The 17,371-nt window shown below is 71.2% G+C and carries 17 protein-coding genes; 14 read left to right on the forward strand and 3 right to left on the reverse strand.

What is annotated here, in order from left to right; translation table 11 throughout:
• Positions 1-51: 51 nt before the first annotated feature.
• Both ABT352_RS05470 and ABT352_RS05475 read right to left on the reverse strand, forming a co-directional pair.
• On the reverse strand, positions 52-477 hold the full coding sequence (locus ABT352_RS05470) for a DUF742 domain-containing protein (RefSeq protein WP_350942703.1): 426 nt from the start codon (positions 475-477) through the stop codon (positions 52-54).
• Positions 474-2,459 (reverse strand): sensor histidine kinase, encoded by a 1,986-nt coding sequence (locus ABT352_RS05475; protein WP_350942704.1) that lies wholly within the window; start codon positions 2,457-2,459, stop codon positions 474-476. The genes ABT352_RS05470 and ABT352_RS05475 overlap by 4 nt, the downstream gene beginning before the upstream one ends.
• 306 nt (positions 2,460-2,765) lie before the next feature.
• Between ABT352_RS05475 and ABT352_RS05480 the strand changes: the two genes are divergently transcribed.
• A complete protein-coding gene (locus ABT352_RS05480) occupies positions 2,766-3,107 on the forward strand; it encodes a hypothetical protein (RefSeq protein WP_350942706.1) in 342 nt (113 codons plus the stop codon).
• Here the strand turns inward: ABT352_RS05480 and ABT352_RS05485 are convergent.
• On the reverse strand, positions 3,017-3,385 hold the full coding sequence (locus ABT352_RS05485; protein ID WP_350942708.1) for a barstar family protein: 369 nt from the start codon (positions 3,383-3,385) through the stop codon (positions 3,017-3,019). The two genes, ABT352_RS05480 and ABT352_RS05485, sit on opposite strands and share 91 nt — an antisense overlap.
• 292 nt (positions 3,386-3,677) lie before the next feature.
• Here ABT352_RS05485 and ABT352_RS05490 point away from each other — a divergent pair, with 292 nt between their 5' ends.
• From ABT352_RS05490 to ABT352_RS05550, 13 genes are all read left to right on the forward strand, one after another.
• The gene (locus tag ABT352_RS05490) at positions 3,678-4,667 is read left to right on the forward strand and encodes a DMT family transporter (RefSeq protein ID WP_350942709.1); all 990 of its coding nucleotides are present in this window, start codon (positions 3,678-3,680) and stop codon (positions 4,665-4,667) included.
• A 49-nt stretch (positions 4,668-4,716) separates the two neighbouring features.
• Entirely contained in the window at positions 4,717-5,340 is a 624-nt protein-coding gene (locus ABT352_RS05495) for a GntR family transcriptional regulator (protein WP_350942711.1), read from the forward strand.
• A gap of 58 nt (positions 5,341-5,398) precedes the next feature.
• A complete protein-coding gene (locus tag ABT352_RS05500) occupies positions 5,399-5,767 on the forward strand; it encodes a hypothetical protein (RefSeq protein WP_350942713.1) in 369 nt (122 codons plus the stop codon).
• A gap of 245 nt (positions 5,768-6,012) precedes the next feature.
• Positions 6,013-7,467, forward strand: a complete 1,455-nt coding sequence (locus ABT352_RS05505; RefSeq protein WP_350942714.1) for a sugar transferase — start codon at positions 6,013-6,015, stop codon at positions 7,465-7,467.
• Positions 7,467-8,534 carry a glucose-1-phosphate thymidylyltransferase gene (locus ABT352_RS05510; protein WP_350942716.1) on the forward strand — a complete coding sequence of 356 codons (1,068 nt, stop codon included), beginning with the start codon at positions 7,467-7,469 and terminating at the stop codon, positions 8,532-8,534. Before ABT352_RS05505 ends, ABT352_RS05510 begins: the two co-directional genes overlap by 1 nt.
• On the forward strand, positions 8,531-9,688 hold the full coding sequence (gene rfbB / locus ABT352_RS05515; protein WP_350942717.1) for a dTDP-glucose 4,6-dehydratase: 1,158 nt from the start codon (positions 8,531-8,533) through the stop codon (positions 9,686-9,688). The genes ABT352_RS05510 and rfbB overlap by 4 nt, the downstream gene beginning before the upstream one ends.
• A complete protein-coding gene (gene rfbD / locus ABT352_RS05520) occupies positions 9,685-10,542 on the forward strand; it encodes a dTDP-4-dehydrorhamnose reductase (protein ID WP_350942719.1) in 858 nt (285 codons plus the stop codon). The genes rfbB and rfbD overlap by 4 nt, the downstream gene beginning before the upstream one ends.
• 183 nt (positions 10,543-10,725) lie before the next feature.
• Positions 10,726-12,135: a class I SAM-dependent methyltransferase gene (locus ABT352_RS05525; protein WP_350942721.1), complete on the forward strand. Its 1,410-nt coding sequence runs from the start codon at positions 10,726-10,728 to the stop codon at positions 12,133-12,135.
• Complete coding sequence (locus ABT352_RS05530) at positions 12,132-13,097, forward strand: sugar phosphate nucleotidyltransferase (protein WP_350942722.1); 966 nt, start codon at positions 12,132-12,134, stop codon at positions 13,095-13,097. The genes ABT352_RS05525 and ABT352_RS05530 overlap by 4 nt, the downstream gene beginning before the upstream one ends.
• Positions 13,094-13,744, forward strand: coding sequence for a PIG-L deacetylase family protein (locus ABT352_RS05535; protein WP_350942724.1), 651 nt, complete (start codon positions 13,094-13,096; stop codon positions 13,742-13,744). Before ABT352_RS05530 ends, ABT352_RS05535 begins: the two co-directional genes overlap by 4 nt.
• Positions 13,745-13,749: 5 nt before the next feature.
• Entirely contained in the window at positions 13,750-14,784 is a 1,035-nt protein-coding gene (locus ABT352_RS05540) for an NAD-dependent epimerase/dehydratase family protein (RefSeq protein ID WP_350942726.1), read from the forward strand.
• 44 nt (positions 14,785-14,828) lie between these two features.
• The gene (locus ABT352_RS05545; protein ID WP_350942728.1) at positions 14,829-16,259 is read left to right on the forward strand and encodes a DUF4910 domain-containing protein; all 1,431 of its coding nucleotides are present in this window, start codon (positions 14,829-14,831) and stop codon (positions 16,257-16,259) included.
• Positions 16,256-17,362: a hypothetical protein gene (locus tag ABT352_RS05550; protein ID WP_350942730.1), complete on the forward strand. Its 1,107-nt coding sequence runs from the start codon at positions 16,256-16,258 to the stop codon at positions 17,360-17,362. Before ABT352_RS05545 ends, ABT352_RS05550 begins: the two co-directional genes overlap by 4 nt.
• The last annotated feature ends 9 nt before the right edge of the window (positions 17,363-17,371 follow it).

Genomic DNA, 17,371 nt, shown 5'->3' on the forward strand with positions numbered 1-17,371 from the left:
AGCGGCGGCACTCGGTCGCCGGCGCCCCTCGCTCGGTGACGAGACGGTGGTTCAGAGGCTTCTGAGACCGGCGAGGAGGTCACGGAGCAGGTTCTCGCGGGGGATCGCGGACGGGGGTGCCGGGGGCCGTACGGCGATCAGGCCGTTCTCGCGCAGGTCGCCGAGGAGCACCCGGAGCACCCCGACGGCGAGGGCGGTCCGCGCGGCCAGCTCGACGACGGGGGTCGGCGCGCGGCAGGCGTCCAGGATCGCCAGATGCTCGGGCTGCAGCCCTTGACGGGGGTCGCCGACCGCTACCACGCCGTTCGCCAGGTCACCGCGTCCGGCCGAAGGGCGCGGCCCCCGGTGGGGGTCGACCGCCACCACCACGGACATGAGGTCGAAATAGGCTCCCGCGACCCTGGTCCGGCCGCGGGTCATCGTGTAGGGGCGGATGATCGGGCCGTGCTCCCGGTCGTCCGGGCGCTCCTGTGTCACGGTCCATCCTCCTGCCCGGACTTCCCGCCGTGCGGCCATCCGTCGGGGAGCGCTCCGGACACGCCGCTCGGGACGGCACCCCCGTCGGCCTCCCGGGTTCCCGCGATGGTGCTTCCCTGGGAGGGGCGTTCCGCGGGTACGGTCTGGCGCACCCGTCTGGGCAGTTCGTCGCCCGGGGGTAACGGTAACCGTTCGACCTCGACCGAGCGGATGAACCGGGGATCGGCCGGCTCGACCACCAGCTCTCCGGGGAGCAGCACGATCGCCGTGGTGCCGCCGAAGGGGGAGGGCCGCAGGAAGACGCGGATGTCGTGCCGGACGGCGAGCTGCGCGACGACGAACAGGCCGAGCCGGTCGCTGTCCGCCAGGTCGAACTCGGGCGGGTCGGCCAGCAGCGCGTTGAGCCGGGCGGTCTCCTCGGGGGAGATGCCGAGCCCTCTGTCCTCGACCTCGATGGCGTAGCCCTTCGCGACCGTGTCGCCGTGGACGCGTACGGAGGTGTTCGGGGGAGAGAACATCGCGGCGTTCTCGACCAGTTCGGCGAGGAGGTGGATCACGTCGGTGGCGACGGCGCCGACCACGGACGGGCCGTGCGGGACGCCGATCGTCACGCGGGGGTAGTCCTCGACCTCCTCGATCGCGGCGCGGACCACGTCGTAGATCGTGACCGGGTCCCGCCATCCCCGTCCCGGGGCGGCACCGGACAGGATGAGCAGCCCCTCGGAGTGGCGGCGCATCCGGGTGGTGAGGTGGTCCAGGCGGAAAAGGCCTTCAAGGGCCGCCGGGTCGTCGGTCCGCCGCTGCATGCCCTCCAGCATGGTCAACTGCCGGTACAGCAGGGACTGGCTGCGCCTGGCGAGGTTCACGAAGACCTTGTTGACGCCCGTGCGCATCCGGGCCTGGCCGACGGCGGCCTCGACCGCGGTCCGCTGTACGGAGGAGAACGCCCTGGCGACCTCGGCGACCTCGGCGGTGCCGTCCGTCTTGATCTCGGGAGTCTCCGAGGAGACCTCCTCGCCCCGCCGGAGCCGCTGGACCACGTCCGGCAGCCGCTTGCCCGCGAGGTCGAGCGCCGCCTGCTGGAGGCCGACGAGCTCACCGGCGAGCCTCCGGCCGAACCGTACCGAGACGAAGACGGACAGCCCGACCGCGACCAGGCCGAGCCCTGCGGCGAGGCCGATCCGGACCATGATGTCCCTGGCGAGGGGCGCCGTCCGCTCGCTGATGCGCGTGCCGACGTCCCCGGCGCGCCTGTCGAAGTCGTCGGAGAGCCGTCCGGCGATCCCGGCCCAGGCGGGTTCGGGCACGGCCGACGCGACGACGGCGTCCTCGATCCTCTCGAACGAGGAGTGGTCGGAGGAGTCGCGCAGCGGGGTGTAGAGCGACTGGAACTCCGGGTCGAGCTGGTCGAAGCCCATGGAGTAGAGGAGCCTGCGGCCGGTGACCAGCTGACCGAACCTCGCGCGTTCCCCGGGGCTCATGGTCCCCTCGACGGCGGCCCCCGATATCAGCGCGGCCTGCTGGCTGAGCATCTCCCGGCTCCGCCCGACCATGACGAGGGCCCGCGTCTGGTCGGTCAGTTCCATGTCAGCGGATATCCGGATCTTCTCGTAGGTGTCGAAGGCGGCCTCGATGATCCCGCTGTAGGCGTCGAGGACCCGCAACCGGGGCTCGGTGCGGGTGTCGACCCCTCTGCGGATCTCGGGGAGCCGGTTCAGCGCGGCCAGAAGCCGGCTCAGGCGGTCCCAGGTGGCGGGGGTGAGGTCGGGACGGACTTCGGCGGTGAGTCGTTCCAGCTCGGCTCGGGCGCCGTTCGTCCGCAGGCGCTGGGCGTCCAGTTGCGAGCGCGGGACGCCGACGTCTCCCAGGACGGAGAGCGAGAGCATCCGCTCGTGCTGGAGCGCGGTGGTCACCTTCCTGGTGGGTGCGACCACGTGCTCGTAACCACTACGGATCTTGAGTAGCTCCTGCCCGTCCTGCACCGTGAGGTTGGCCGCAAATACCCAAATCGCTACAAGGGATATAATAGGTACCAAGAGTAAGGCGAAAATCTTTACCCTGATTGAGTATTTTCGGCTGGCCATAATACCTCGCACACCTTGAGATGCGTGGTTGACAATGGCCAAACATAGCAATGTGGGTCACTTGGGACCAGGCGTGCACGCGAGTCACGTTGAGATGATTTATCACGTTACTTTGCCCCAGAACCACGAGCACCTCATGGGCGGTCCGGAATCACGAGTCCCTCATGAGTGCCTCCGGGATGATCGAACAGGAGGGGGTCGACGATGCGGAAGATCGCGGACCTGATCGAAACCGAGGCCGAGCGCGCCGACCTGGCGGCGCTGGCCCGTGGCGGCGAGCTGGCGAGGGCGGGAGCGGTGCAGCTGGTCAGGTTCGGACCGCCGCGGGTGACCGCCGAGGTGGACGACGGCGCCGCGTGCGTCGACTTCCGGCTCGTCGACGAGGCCCTCCGCTGGCACTGCAGCTGTCCCGAAGGCAGGCAGGGCGCCTTCTGCGCCCACTGCGTGGCGACGGCTCAGTCGGTCAGGATCAGGACGGACAAGAAGGACTCTCCCGTCGTGCCGTCGGCGACGGCCTCGGAGAGAACGGTGAGAATCGCGTCGTAGGCCGGGCGGTCCTCCGCCCGGAGCGTCGACGGCTCCGACCAGATCAGCGCGTGCTCGCCCGGCGGCAGCCACGACAGGTCGGTCAGCACGTCGTAGAGCGCGTCGAGGTTGTGCCCGAAGGTGCCCGGCAGGTCGAGGGCCTCGGCGATCGCGTCCATCGCCTCGGCCGAAGTGGTGATCTTCACGCCGTCCAGCGGGTGCGGCGTGGCGCCGCCGAGCATGGACCGGACCTCCGTGGCCGGCCCGTGGCGGAACGCCCCCCTGGACACCGTGGTCATCGTCGCCCTCGGCGGGTCGCGGCGGGCACGCCCGTGCGGTCGCCCGTCTCGTGGGCGGCGCCTCTGGTCGTCATCGGCCCTGCCCCCTGAGCCGAGTGGTCGGCACTGTCTCTGGGAGATCTCACCCCGCCGAACTACCCGCGCGCGAACCCGCGAAAACAGGGTGACGGGCGTGTCTTCGCTGCTCACCGCCTGTCGGGCTCCTCACCCTCACCTCGTTGCGTTCCCGGACTCCCCGCCCAGGTCGAAATACTATTGTCTGGTTGTCAGACAATATGCCTACAATCACCCTATGAAAATCGCCGTGATCGGAGCCGCCGTACTCTGGGGGACGGCGGGAACCGCGGGCCTGCTCGTCGCCGGGGTCGATCCCGTTTCCCTCGCCGCCGCCCGCCTGGTGATCGGCGGCCTGGTCCTCGCGGCCGCCACCGCTCCCGCCGCGCGTCTCCTGCTCTCCCCCGGAGGCTTCTCCGGGGGCTCCTCCGCAGGTCCCTCCGGGGGCTCCTCCGCGGGTCCCTCCGGAGGGCGGGGGGACGACGGAGGTCCGGGGCGCGGCCCCACGGCACGCCCCGGCGCGCTCGTGGCGGCGGCGGTGGCCGTGGCGGCGTACCAGCTGTGTTACTTCGCCGCGGTCAGCAGGACCGGGGTGGCCGTGGGCACCGTGGTCGCCATCGGCAGCGGTCCCGTCTTCACCGGGCTGCTGTCCTGGCTGTTCGGCCGGGTGCGGCCCGGCCGCCGCTGGGCGGGGGCGACCGCGGTGGCGATCGCCGGTTGCGCCGTGCTCACCGGCGGGGGAGGCGAGGTGCGGGCCGACGGCGTCCTGCTCGCGCTGCTCGGCGGCCTGCTGTACGCCTTCTACGCGGTCACCGCGGCGCGGGCGATCGGAGCGGGCGCGCCCTCCGACGCGGTGATGGGGCTGATGTTCGGCGGGGCCGCCGTCGTCATGGTGCCCGTCCTGCTGTGGAGGGGCACCGGCTGGCTCGCCGAGCCGCACGGCCTGCTCGCCGCCCTCTACCTGGGCTGCGCCACCACCGCGCTGGCCTATTTCCTGTACGGGAGAGGGCTGCGCACGACCCCGGTCGCGACCGCCGCCACTCTCGCCCTGGCGGAGCCGGCGGTGGCGGCCCTGCTCGGGGTCGTCGTGCTCGGTGAGCGGCTCACGCCCACCTCGGTCGCCGGGCTCGTCCTGGTCGGCACCAGCCTGGCCGCGGTCTCCCTGCCGGAGCGCGTCCGCCCCGGAAGCCGGGGGAACGCTCCGGCGCAGGCCGGAAGCCGCCTGTGAGTGCGCTTACCGAAGCGCACTCACAGGTAACGGCAATAGGGTCGTCGGCGTGACTCTCCCGATCCATCCTGTCTCCGCCGTCGGCGCGCTCGCCGACGCTCTGCGCCGGCGGGTGCTGTCCGGCGAGATCGCCCCGGGTACCACGCTGCCGGAGCAGGAGCTCTCGGCCCTGTACGGGGTGGCCCGCCCGACCGTCCGCGAGGCACTCGCCGTGCTCGTGCACGAGGGGCTGCTCAGACGCGAACGGCACCGCAGTGCCCAGGTGGCCGAGGTGACCGTGGCGGACCTGGACGACCTGATGTTCGTCCGGCGCCCGCTGGAGGAGCTGACGGCCACCTCGCTGGCGGGGCGGCGGGTCGGGGAGGCCGACGCCGCGCTGGCGCGGATGGCCGCGCTGCCCGCCGACGCTCCCTGGTCGGAGATGGTGGCCGAGCACATGGCCCTGCACCAGGCGCTGGTCGTCGCGGTGGGCAGCCCTCGGCTGGAGCGGCTCTACGGCATGCTGGCCGCCGAGACCAGGCTCGGCCTGGTCAGGCTGCGCGTCGTCTACTCCGACCGGCACGTGCTGGTCGCCGAGCACCGGAATCTGCTCGACGCGATCGGCGGGGGGTCTCGGGAGGCCGCCAGGGAGGCGGTCGCGGCGCATCTCGACCACGGCTGGGGTGATCATTAGGGACCGACTTGCATGGCTCTATTGCACGCGGAGCCCTGAAGTCGTCACAATCGCGCCCATGCACGGCAACTCAGTGCCGGACTCCTACGTGTATGTCACCGAAGAAGGCGTGACCCGTCACTACGAGGACGGCAGCGTTGACGCCCTCGCGTGGGAGGACGTCGTCGAGGTGCGGATAGTGGGCGATACGGACCCGGACGGCTCAGAAGACTCGGACATCCTGTACATCCTTCTCGATCGACAAGGTCAGGGGTGTGTGGTGCCCCACTCGGCGACCGACGCGACCTTCCTCGCCCGTCTTCGATATCTCCCGGATTTCGACCTCGACCGGCTCGGCGCGGCGGTGGAGTCCGCGCCCGACGATTATGTCGTCGTATGGCGCAGTCCAGAACCACCTTCTGCTCTTCCGGATTTCGAATACGACTGATTCCCGCATTGCTGTCAAATGCGGCGGCCAAACTTACACGTTTGGATCGTTCCGTCAAGATGCCATCTCTGCCGCACTTCGTCCAATAGTGGACAGTGGCCGGTATTCCCCTAATCAATAGTGATCACTAGGATTTCCTAGGGTATCCACGCTCCTGATGCATTAGGGGATGCTGTCAGCCATTGAATGAGATGCGCGGCGCCTTATTTGGCTGCCTCGGGGCATCTCGGGTGGGATGGGGTGATATGAGAGTGGAAACTGAGGAGCTCGTCATCGGGCTTCTCAAAGGTCCCGCACGCACCGCTCCGAGCATCTGGACGCGATCCTATGTCCGCATCCTCCTCGCCGGGGATATCGCGTGCTCTGTCATCGCCTGTGAGACCGTTCTGGGCGTTCGCCTGTGGTTCGGCGCCTTCATCCCGGTGGAGGAGGCCCTGCTCGGGCTGGGTCTCGCCCTGATCTGGCCGCTCGCCCTGGTGTCCGGAGGCGCCTATCGCCGGCGTACGCACGGTGAGGGTACGGACGAATTCCGAGCGGTTTTCAACGGTGCCGCCGGTCTGACGGCGGCGGTCGCGATCGGTGCGTATGTCACGCAAACTCCGATCGCCCGAAGTTTTGTCATGGCGATGTTCCCGCTCGCTTTCACTCTCACGCTTTTCTTCCGCTACCGGATGCGTAAACGGTTGCACCGCAGACGCTCGCGCGGCGACTACATGCGTCACGTGGTCGCCGTCGGCCATCGGGAGTCGGTGCTCGACCTGGTGATGCAGCTGCGCAGGCAGCCGCACCACGGCATGACCGTCGTCGCCGCGTGCCTGCCCGCGGGTCCCGACCTGGTGGAGATCGACGGGGTTCCGGTCCTCGGCAACTTCTCCGACGTGCCCACGGTGGTGGCCGAGGTCAACGCCGACGCCGTCGCGGTTTTGGCCTGTCCGGAATTGGACGGCGCCGCGCTGCGCAGGCTCGCCTGGGGGTTGGAGGACGCCCGCACCGACCTGTTCGTGGCCCCCGCGCTGATGGACGTGGCGGGCCCGCGCATCAGCATCAGCCCGGTCGCGGGCATGCCGCTGCTGCACGTCGAGCACCCCGACTTCCGCGGCGCCCGGCGGCTGGCGAAGAGCCTGTTCGACCGGGCGGGGGCGGGTCTCGCCCTCCTGGTGCTGGGGGCGCCCATGCTGGTGATCGCCGCGCTGATCCGCGCGACCAGCCCGGGGCCCGCCCTCTTCCGCCAGGTCAGGGTCGGTAAGGGGGGCACCGAGTTCCAGGTCGTGAAATTTCGCACGATGGTGGTCGACGCGGAGCAGCTCAAGATCGACCTGGAGCGCGAGAACGAGTTCGACGGCGTCCTGTTCAAGATTAGGAACGATCCAAGGATCACCCGCGTGGGTGCCTTCCTGCGCCGATACTCCCTCGACGAACTGCCCCAGCTGCTCAACGTGCTGCGCGGCGAGATGTCCCTCGTCGGCCCGCGCCCTCCGCTGCCCGACGAGGTCAGGCAGTACGGCGCCGACGTACGCCGCCGCCTCGTCGTGAGCCCGGGCATGACCGGCCTGTGGCAGGTCAGCGGGCGCTCCGACCTGACCTGGGAGGAGTCGGTGCGCCTGGACCTCCGCTACGTCGAGAACTGGTCGCTCTTCCTGGACCTGCAGATCCTCTGGAAGACCTGGGGCGCCGTGACCGGCGGAGAAGGGGCCTACTAGTGAAAGCACTCGTGCTCGCCGGAGGGTCGGGCACCCGGCTGCGGCCGATCACCCACACCTCCGCCAAGCAACTCGTCCCCGTCGCCAACAAGCCCGTGCTCTTCTACGGGCTGGAGGCGATCGCCGCCGCGGGCATCCGCGAGATCGGGATCGTCGTCGGCGACACGCACGCCGAGATCGAGGCGGCCGTCGGCGACGGCCGCGCGTTCGGCCTGGAGGTCACCTACGTCCGGCAGCGGGCACCGCTGGGCCTGGCCCACGCGGTGCTCATCGCCCGCGACTACCTCGGCGACGACGACTTCGTCATGTATCTCGGCGACAACTTCATCGTCGGCGGCATCAACGACGTCGTCGAGCGCTTCGCCCGCGAGCGGCCCGCGGCCCACATCATGCTCACCAAGGTCGGAGATCCCCGGCAGTTCGGGGTCGCCGAGCTCGACGCCGCCGGCCGGGTGATCGGCCTGGAGGAGAAGCCACCCGTGCCCAAGAGCGACCTCGCACTGGTCGGCGTCTACCTGTTCACCGCCGCGATCCACGAGGCGGTGGCCGAGCTCAAGCCGTCGTGGCGGGGAGAGCTGGAGATCACCGACGCCCTGCACTGGCTGATCGCCGACGGGCGGCGGGTCGAGTCCTCCGTCATCTCCGGCTACTGGAAGGACACCGGGAACGTCACCGACATGCTGGAGGTGAACCGGCTGGTGCTGGAGTCCCTGCGGCCACGCCTGGACGGCCTGGTCGACGAGGCGAGCCAGCTGATCGGCCGGGTGGTCGTCGAGGAGGGCGCCACGATCGAGCGGTCCCGCGTCGTCGGACCCGCGATCATCGGCCCGGGAGCCCGGATCCGCGACAGCTACATCGGCCCCTTCACCTCGATCGCGGCGGACTGCGCGATCAGCGCGAGCGAGATCGAGTACTCGATCGTCCTGCCCAGGTCCTCGATCGCCGGGGTCTCGCGCATCGAGGCGTCCCTCATCGGCCACGACGTCGAGGTCACCCCCGCCCCCACCACCCCCAGAGCCCACCGTCTCGTGCTGGGCGATCACAGCAAGGTCCAGATCAGTTCATGACAACAGCCGACAGCGGGACGACCTCCGCCCCGTCGAACACTGCGTCGAGCACCCCGTCGAAGGTCCTGGTCACCGGGGGAGCCGGATTCATCGGCTCCCACTTCGCCCGGCTGCTCGCCGCGAGCGGGGCCGCCGTGACGGTCCTCGACAAGCTCACCTACGCGGGAAACCGGGCCAACCTGGAGGGGACGCCCCACGACTTCGTGCACGGCGACGTCTGCGACACCGAACTCCTGGCGGGGCTCGTCCCCGGCCACGACCTCGTCGTCAACTTCGCCGCCGAGTCCCACGTCGACCGGTCGATCGACGGCGCCGCCGACTTCGTGAGGACCAACGTCCTCGGTACGCAGGCGCTGATGCAGGCCTGCCTGGAGGCGGGCACCCCGAGGGTGGTGCAGGTCTCGACCGACGAGGTGTACGGGTCGATCGACGAGGGCTCCTGGGACGAGGGCGCGCGGCTCGGCCCGCGCTCGCCCTACTCCGCGGCGAAGGCGAGCGGAGACATGATCGCCCAGGCGTACGCGATCACCCACGGCCTGCCGGTCTCCATCACGCGCTGCGGCAACAACTACGGCCCCCGCCAGTATCCGGAGAAGCTGATCCCGCTCTTCGTCACCCGCCTGCTGCGGGGACGCAGGGTCCCGCTCTACGGTGACGGCGGCAACGTCCGTGACTGGGTCCACGTCGACGACCACTGCGCGGGCATCCGCGTCGTCGCCGAGCGCGGCGCACCCGGCGAGGTCTACCACATCGCCGGTACGGCGGAGCTGAGCAACGTCGAGCTCGTCGCCCGGCTCCTCGATGCCTGCGGCGCCGGATGGGACATGGTCGAGCGCGTCCCCGACCGCAAGGGGCACGACCGCCGCTACTCCCTGGACGACTCCAGGCTCCGCGCGCTCGGCTACCGGCCGTCCGTGCCGTTCGAGCGCGGCCTGGCGGAGACGGTCCGCTGGTACCGGGAGAACCCCGGCTGGTGGGAGGCCGCCGCGGAGGCGGCGGGCGCCGGCCCGGCGTCGGGCGGCGCGGATGCGCCCGGTGCGGCGGGTCCGGGGGGCGCGGCCGGTTCGACGGCCCCGGTGGGGCCGATGGGTTCGGCCGGTCCGGCGGAGATGGCCGGTGCGGTGGGCGGACGGCGAGGAGGGACGGCCGGATGACCCGCTGGATGATCATCGGTGCCTCCGGCATGCTCGGGACCGAGCTGGAGGCCCGCCTGCGTGCCGAGGAACAACCCTTCCTCGCGTTCGGCAGGCACGAGCTGGACCTCTGTGACACGTCCGCCGTACGCCACCTGATCGCGGCCTGCAGGCCCGACGTCGTGGTCAACTGCGCCGCGTGGAACGCCGTCGACGAGGCGGAGACGCGGGAGGACGAGGCGCTCGCGGTCAACGGCACCGCGGTGCGCCCGCTCGCCGAGGCGTGCGGGCGCGTCGGCGCGCGGATGATCCAGCCCTCCAGCGACTACGTCTTCGACGGCACCGCGCTGGACCCCTACCCCGAGGACGCGCGGCCCTGCCCGGTCAACGCGTACGGCAGGACCAAGCTCGCGGGTGAGCGCGCCGTGCTGGAGGTGCTGCCGCACGGCGGCTACGTGGTGCGCACGGCCTGGCTGTACGCCGCGACCGGCCACAACTTCGTCCGCACGATGATGCGCCTGGAGGGCGAGGGAATGGCCCCCGAGGTCGTCGGCGACCAGTTCGGCCAGCCCACCTGGGCCGGTGACCTCGCGGCGAGGATCGTCGACCTGGCGGTGAGCGACGCGCCGCCCGGCGTCTACCACGCCACCAACTCGGGCCACACGAGCTGGTACGACCTGGCCAGGGAGGTCTTCACGCTGCTCGGCGCCGATCCCGGCCGGGTGAAGGAGATCCCCTCCAAGGACCTCACGCGTCCCGCGCCCCGGCCCGCGTACAGCGTGCTGGGGCACGACGGCTGGCCCAGGGCGGGCCTGCCGCCGATGCGGCACTGGAAAGAGGCGCTGAGGGAGTCCCGTGTGCTCGCGGCGGGCTAGCGGGGGCGTCCGTGTCGAGGGCCGGGCACGGAAGAGGCCGGGCGGGACCCCGCCGGGCGGGACCTGGCCGACAGGGACCCGGTCGGCAGGGACCCGGTCGGCCGGGACCCGGTCGTCGGGCGCGAGAAGAAGGACCCAGTCGGAGAACCGTCGGACCGCGTCACGCGGCGAGGGAGCGCATTCATGACAACCTGCAGGCTGTGCGGCTCGACGAGCCTGGCCAGCGTCGTCGACCTCGGGGCGACACCGCCCTGCGAGCGGTTCCTCACCGCGCCGCAGCTGGAGGAGCCCGAGGTCACCTACCCGCTGCACCTGCGGGTCTGCACCGCCTGCTGGCTCGCGCAGATCCCGCCGATGATCACTCCTGAGGAGACCTTCACCGAGTACGCCTACTTCTCCTCGTACTCCACCTCGTGGGTGGAGCACGCGCGGGAGTTCGTGTGCGGGGCGGCCGAGCGGCTCGGGCTGGGGGCCGGGTCGTTCGTGGTCGAGGTGGCGAGCAACGACGGATACCTGCTGCGGCACGTCGTCGAGCGGGGCATCCGCTGCCTGGGCGTCGAACCGTCGGAGAACGTCGGCCAGGCCGCCAGGGACGCCGGGGTGCCGACCGTCACGGCGTTCCTCGGCCCGGAGACCGGCGCCTCGGTGCGCGCGGAGCACGGCCCCGCCGACCTGGTGGTCGCCAACAACGTCTACGCCCACATCCCGGACATCGTCGGCTTCACCCGGGGGTTGCGCGCCCTCGTGGCCGACGACGGCTGGGTCTCCATCGAGGTCCAGCACCTGCTCACCCTGATGGAGCGTAACCAGTACGACACGATCTACCACGAGCACTTCCAGTACTACACGGTCGCCTCCGCCCAGCGTGCCCTCGCCGCCGGCGGGCTCGCTCTCGTGGACGTCGAGTCGCTGCCCACGCACGGGGGCTCGATCCGGCTGTGGGCGAGACCGGTGGAGGCCGTGGACGCGCAGCGGGAGCCGGGCGCCTGGGGAGAGTCGGGCGTCCGGGAAGAGTTGAGCGTCCGAGGGGAGCTGGACGTCCGGGGAAGGCTGGGCGTCCGGGCGGAGCCGGGCGGACAAGCCGGGCCGGGCGGACAGGGCGGGCAGAACGGGTCGGGCGAGCGGAACGGGTCGCCGGACGGGCCGAGCGAGCGGGTGGCCGCGCTGCTCGCGGCGGAGAAGGCCGCCGGTCTGCACGAGCTGTCCGGGTACGCCGAGTTCGGCGAGCGGGTGGCGCGGGTGCGGCGGGACCTGCTGGGCTTCCTCCTCGACGCCGCCCGCGAGGGCAGGACCGTCGCGGGCTACGGAGCGCCGGGCAAGGGCAACACCCTGCTCAACCACTGCGGCATCCGGCCCGACCTGCTTCCCTTCACCGTCGACCGCAACCCGTACAAGCACGGCAGGTTCACCCCCGGCACGCGCGTACCGATCCTGCCGCCGGAGAGGCTCGCCGAGGAGCGGCCCGACTACGTGCTGGTCCTGCCGTGGAACCTCCGCGACGAGCTCGTCGACCAGCTGTCCTTCGTGCACGCCTGGGGAGGCCGGCTGGTCTTCCCCATCCCCGATCTGGAGATCGTCGAGGTGAACCCGTGAAGGTCGTCCTCTTCTGCGGCGGATACGGCACCAGGATGCGCACCGGCACCCCCGGTGACGTGCCCAAGCCCATGCAGCTCGTGGGGCCACGGCCGCTCATCTGGCATGTGATGCGCTACTACGCGCACTTCGGGCACACGGAGTTCATCCTCTGCCTGGGGTACGGCGCGCACCACATCAAGGACTTCTTCCTGAACTACCAGGAGACGACGTCCAACGACTTCGTCCTGCGCGCGGGCAGGGTCGAGCTGCTGTCCACCGACATCTCCGAGTGGTCGATCTCGTTCGTGCAGACCGGGATCGCCTCCCCGATCGGCGAGCGGCTGCGCCGGGTCCGCGACCACCTGGACGGCGAGGAGATGTTCCTCGCCAACTACGCCGACGTGCTCACCGACGCGCCGCTGCCGGAGATCGTCGACCGCTTCGCCCGGTCGGGCGCGGGCGCGTCGATGATGGTGGTGCCGCCCGCCGACACCTTCCACTGCATCGAGCTGGGGGAGCGCGGCACGGTCGGCGGGATCACGCCGGTGAGCGAGATGCCGCTCTGGGTGAACGGCGGATACTTCGTGCTCCGCCAGGAGATCTTCGACCACATCCCGGAGGGCGGCGACCTGGTCGCGGACGGCTGCGCGGAGCTGGCCAAGCGCGGCAGGCTGCTCGCCTACCCGCACCGCGGCTACTGGCGGCCCACGGACACGGTCAAGGAGCGGGTCGCCCTCGACGAGGCGTACTCGCGCGGCGACCGCCCCTGGGCGCTGTGGGAGCGCGAGCCCGTACCCGGATCGGTGACGGCCCCGGAGCGCGAGCCCGCACCCGGACCCGTGACGGCCTCGAAGCGTGACCTCGTACCCGGACCGGTGACGGCCCCGGAGCGCGAGCCCGCGCCGGTGCTCGGGCAGGCACCGGGGTACGAGTCGGCGGCGGTGCTCGAAGGCGGGCCCGCGGCGGTGACGGTCACGTGATCCGGTTCAGAGCGGCCAGGACGGGCCGGATCGCGCTGCTCGCCGCGCACTGCGACGACCTGGCGATCGGGGCGGGCGGCAGCCTGCTCACCCTCTGCTCCGCGCGCCCCGGCGTCCAGGTGGACGCCCTGGTGCTCTCCGGTGGCGGGACCGAGCGCGAGGACGAGGAACGCGCCGCGCTCGACGCGTTCTGCCCCGGCGCCGACCTGCGGCTCACCGTGCTCAAGCTTCCCGACGGGCGGCTGCCCGCGCACTGGGAGGAGGCGAAGGCGGCGGTGGAGGAGCTGCGGGCGCGCACCGACCCCGACCTGCTGTTCGCGCCGAACCCCGCCGACGCCCACCAGGACCACCGGGGCCTGGCCAAGCTGGTGCCCACGGCCTTCCGCGACCACCAGGTGCTCGGCTACGAGATCGCCAAGTGGGACGGGGACCTGGGGCGGCCCACGGCCTACCAGCCGCTCACCCCGGAGATCGCCGAGGCGAAGGTGGGCCTGCTCCACCGCCACTACCCCTCGCAGCGTCACCGTTCCTGGTTCGACCGCGAGGCGTTCCTGGGACTGGCCCGCATCCGCGGGATCGAGTGCCACGCCCGCTACGCCGAGGCGTTCCACGTCAACAAGCTGACCTTCGACCTGGCTGGAGGCTGAACCGGATGCGCGTGCTGCTGACCGGGCACCAGGGCTACCTGGGGAGTGTGATGGCCCCGGTGCTCGCCGCCGCGGGCCACGAGGTGACCGGGCTCGACTCCGGGCTCTTCGCCGGATGCCTGCTGGGTCCCGCGCCCGACGACCCGCCGGGACACGCGGTCGACCTGCGGGACGTCACCCCCGAGGCGCTGGCGGGGATCGACGCGGTGGTGCACCTCGCCGCGCTCTCCAACGACCCGCTGGGCGCGCTCGCGCCCGAGCTGACCTACGACATCAACCACCGCGCGGCGGTGCGCCTGGCGAGGCTGGCCCGTGACGCGGGCGTACGCAGGTTCCTGTACGCGTCCACCTGCTCGGTCTACGGAGCCTCCGGCTCGGACCTGGTCGACGAGGACGCGCCGCTGCGCCCGGTCACCCCGTACGCCGACTCCAAGGTCCGGGTGGAGAACGACCTGCTCAAGCTGGCCGACGACGACTTCAGCCCGGTGTTCCTGCGCAACGCCACCGCGTTCGGGTTCTCGCCCAGGCTGCGCGCGGACATCGTGCTGAACAACCTCGTCGGGCACGCGCTGTTGTCCGGTGAGGTCAGGGTGCTGTCCGACGGCACCCCGTGGCGCCCGCTGGTGCACGCCGCCGACATCGCGAACGCCTTCGCGATGGCGTTGGACGCGCCGCGCGACGCCGTTCACGCGAAGGCGTTCAACGTCGGCACCGAGGAGAACAACGTGACGGTGGCGGAGATCGCCGCCGAGGTCGCGGAGGCGGTGCCCGGCTCCGAGGTCGTGATCACCGGGGAGAACGGGGCCGACCCGCGCTCCTACCGGGTCGACTTCTCCCGCATCCGCGCCGCGCTTCCCGGCTACCGGGCGCTGTGGACGGTGAAGGCGGGCGCGGTCGAGCTGGTCGAGGCGTACGGGCGGTTCGGCCTGACCGAGGACGCCTTCCGGCGCCGATTCACCAGGCTGGCGTGGCTGTCGGCCCGCCGCGAGGCCGGGACCGTCGACGGCGCGCTGCGACCAGGGCGGGGCGGTGAACGGTGACGGGCGAGGGCGGTGAACGAAGACCGGGAGCGGAGCACGGCGGCGTGGCGCCGGAGGTGAGAGGCGACGGCGAGACGCCGGAGGAGGAGAGCGGCGGCGAGCCGCCGGGCGTGATGAGCGGTGACGAGGTACCGAGCGTGATGCGCGGCGCCGAGGCGCCGAGCGTGACGAGCGGCGAGACGCCGGAGGAGGTGAACGGCGAGGCGCGGGAGATGCACGACCTCGTGGAGCGGCTCTACCCGCTCTGCAGGAGCATCACCGGCGACGGTGTGCGCCGCACCCTGGAGGTCGTCGGGGAGTTCCTCCGCCTGCAGGTCCGCGAGGTGCCGACGGGCACCCAGGTCCTCGACTGGACGGTGCCCAGGGAGTGGAACATCCGCGACGCCTACGTCAAGGACGCCTCGGGCACCAGGGTCGTCGACTTCGCCGCCTCCAACCTGCACGTGGTCGGCTACAGCGTCCCCGTGGCGGCGACCATGACCCTGGAGGAGCTCCGGCCCCACCTGCACACGCTCCCCGAGCAGCCCTCCCTGATCCCGTACCGCACGAGCTACTACGCGGAGACGTGGGGCTTCTGCCTCGCCCACGACACCCTGGAGAGCCTGGAGGACGGGCCGTACGAGGTCGTGATCGACTCCACGCTCGCCGACGGGCACCTCACCTACGCCGAGCACGTGGTGCCCGGCAGGGTCGCCGAGGAGGTGCTCGTCTCCTGTCACGTGTGCCACCCCTCGCTCGCCAACGACAACCTGGCGGGCATCGCGGTGGCGGTGAGGCTCGCGCGGCGGCTCGCCGGCGCCGACCCGTGGTACACCTACCGCTTCCTGTTCGCGCCGGGCACCATCGGCGCGATCAGCTGGCTGGCGCGCAACAGGGAACGCGCGAGCCGGATCAGGCACGGCCTGGTGCTGGCCTGCGCGGGGGACCGCGGCCCGCTGACGTACAAGCGCAGCAGGCAGGGCGACGCCGAGATCGACAGGGCCGTCCGGCACGTGTTGCGAAGCTCGGGGCGCGCCCACACGGTCGTCGACTTCTCCCCGTACGGCTACGACGAGCGGCAGTTCTGCTCGCCCGGCTTCGACCTGCCCGTCGGCTCGCTCACCAGGACCCCGTACGCGGGCTACCCGGAGTATCACACCTCCGCCGACAACCCGGACTTCGTCTCTCCCGAGGCGATGGCCGACACCCTGGAGACCTGCTGGGAGGTCACCCGGGTGCTTGAGGACAACCGCGCCTACCTCAACCTCAGCCCGTACGGGGAACCGCAGCTGGGCAGGCGGGGCCTGTACGGGTCGCTGGGCGGGCGCAGCGACACCAAGGAGACCCAGATGGCGATGTTGTGGGTGCTGAACCTCTCCGACGGGAGGCACAGCCTCCTGGACATCGCGGAACGTTCGGATCTTCCCTTCCGTGCCGTGGCGGAGGCGGCAGGGGCCCTTCGTGGTTCGGGACTTCTCAAGGAGTGTTCGCTGTGACGCGGTTCCAGGTCGTGACGGGCTCCCGGGCGGGCGAGGCGCTCAACCTCCGGGTCGGCGAGACGGTGGAGGTGCTCGGCGAGGCCGAGATCATGGCCACGCTGGACGAGAAGGGGGAACTGGACCGGCTGCCCTTCATGCCGGAGATGCTCGCCTTCTGCGGGCGGCGGCTCACCGTGCACAAGGTGGCGCACAAGCTCTGCGACACGATCGGCGGCAGCGGCATGCGGCGGATGGAGCGCGCCGTCCACCTGAGTGGCGCCCGCTGCGACGGGCAGGCGCACGGCGGCTGCCAGACGGCCTGCCAGTTCTACTGGAAGGAGGCCTGGCTCAAGCGGGTGGACCCGACCTCCCCTGCCTCGGACTCTCCGGTTCCGACCTCCCTGACCCCGACCTCCCCGATCCCGGATCCCTCCTCTCTCGCCTCCTCCGCCGCCTTCGTCGGTGGGAACGGTCTCGCCGCGGGCAGGCCCCTGCTGCCGATCCTGCAGGCCGCCACCAGGAAGGAGCCGGGCCCCGACGGGGAGGAGCGCTTCTCCTGCCAGGCGACCGAGTTGCTGCGCGCCGCGCCCACCTGCCTGCCCTTCAAGGACGTCAGGCAGTACGTCACCGACGTGCGCAGCGGGAACGTGGGCGTGCCCTGGATGCTGCGCTCGTTCCTCGTGGGGCTGTTCAACCGCTTCCAGCAGGTGGCGAAGCGCGTCCTGCCCAGGTGGATGTGGATCAAGGGCGGGATGCGCTGGGGTTTCGTCAGGGGCGAGGCGGGACGCACCACGCCGACGCTGAGCCTGGACCTGCGGCCGGGAGAGCTCGTCCGGGTGAAGTCCAAGGAGGAGATCCTCAAGACGCTCAACGACGACCTGCTCAACCGCGGCATGGGGTTCGAGGAGGAGATGTCGCGCTACTGCGGCCACGTCGCGCGGGTGAGCGCCCGCGTCGAGAAGTGTCTGGACGAGAAGACCGGCCGCATGCTCCGGATGAAGAACCCCTGCATCATCCTCGACGGCGTCATCTGCGCGGGCGCGTACAACGTCAGCTGCCCGCGCGAGTTCGTCCCCTTCTGGCGGGAGATCTGGCTCGAACGCGTCGAGGAGCCCGGCTGAGCGGGCCGT

The sequence above is a fragment of the Streptosporangium sp. NPDC000563 genome, from assembly GCF_040299985.1.
Taxonomy (GTDB): Bacteria; Actinomycetota; Actinomycetes; order Streptosporangiales; family Streptosporangiaceae; genus Streptosporangium.

Excerpts from the sequence above, each read along its gene's own strand:
- ABT352_RS05490 (WP_350942709.1), top strand. The coding sequence starts at position 3,678 with ATGAAAATCGCCGTGATCGGAGCCGCCGTACTCTGGGGGACGGCGGGA.
- ABT352_RS05505 (WP_350942714.1), top strand. The coding sequence starts at position 6,013 with ATGAGAGTGGAAACTGAGGAGCTCGTCATCGGGCTTCTCAAAGGTCCC.
- ABT352_RS05540 (WP_350942726.1), top strand. The coding sequence starts at position 13,750 with ATGCGCGTGCTGCTGACCGGGCACCAGGGCTACCTGGGGAGTGTGATG.
- ABT352_RS05525 (WP_350942721.1), top strand. The coding sequence starts at position 10,726 with ATGACAACCTGCAGGCTGTGCGGCTCGACGAGCCTGGCCAGCGTCGTC.
- rfbB (WP_350942717.1), top strand. The coding sequence starts at position 8,531 with ATGACAACAGCCGACAGCGGGACGACCTCCGCCCCGTCGAACACTGCG.
- ABT352_RS05480 (WP_350942706.1), top strand. The coding sequence starts at position 2,766 with ATGCGGAAGATCGCGGACCTGATCGAAACCGAGGCCGAGCGCGCCGAC.
- rfbD (WP_350942719.1), top strand. The coding sequence starts at position 9,685 with ATGACCCGCTGGATGATCATCGGTGCCTCCGGCATGCTCGGGACCGAG.
- ABT352_RS05500 (WP_350942713.1), top strand. The coding sequence starts at position 5,399 with ATGCACGGCAACTCAGTGCCGGACTCCTACGTGTATGTCACCGAAGAA.
- ABT352_RS05485 (WP_350942708.1), bottom strand. The coding sequence starts at position 3,385 with ATGACCACGGTGTCCAGGGGGGCGTTCCGCCACGGGCCGGCCACGGAG.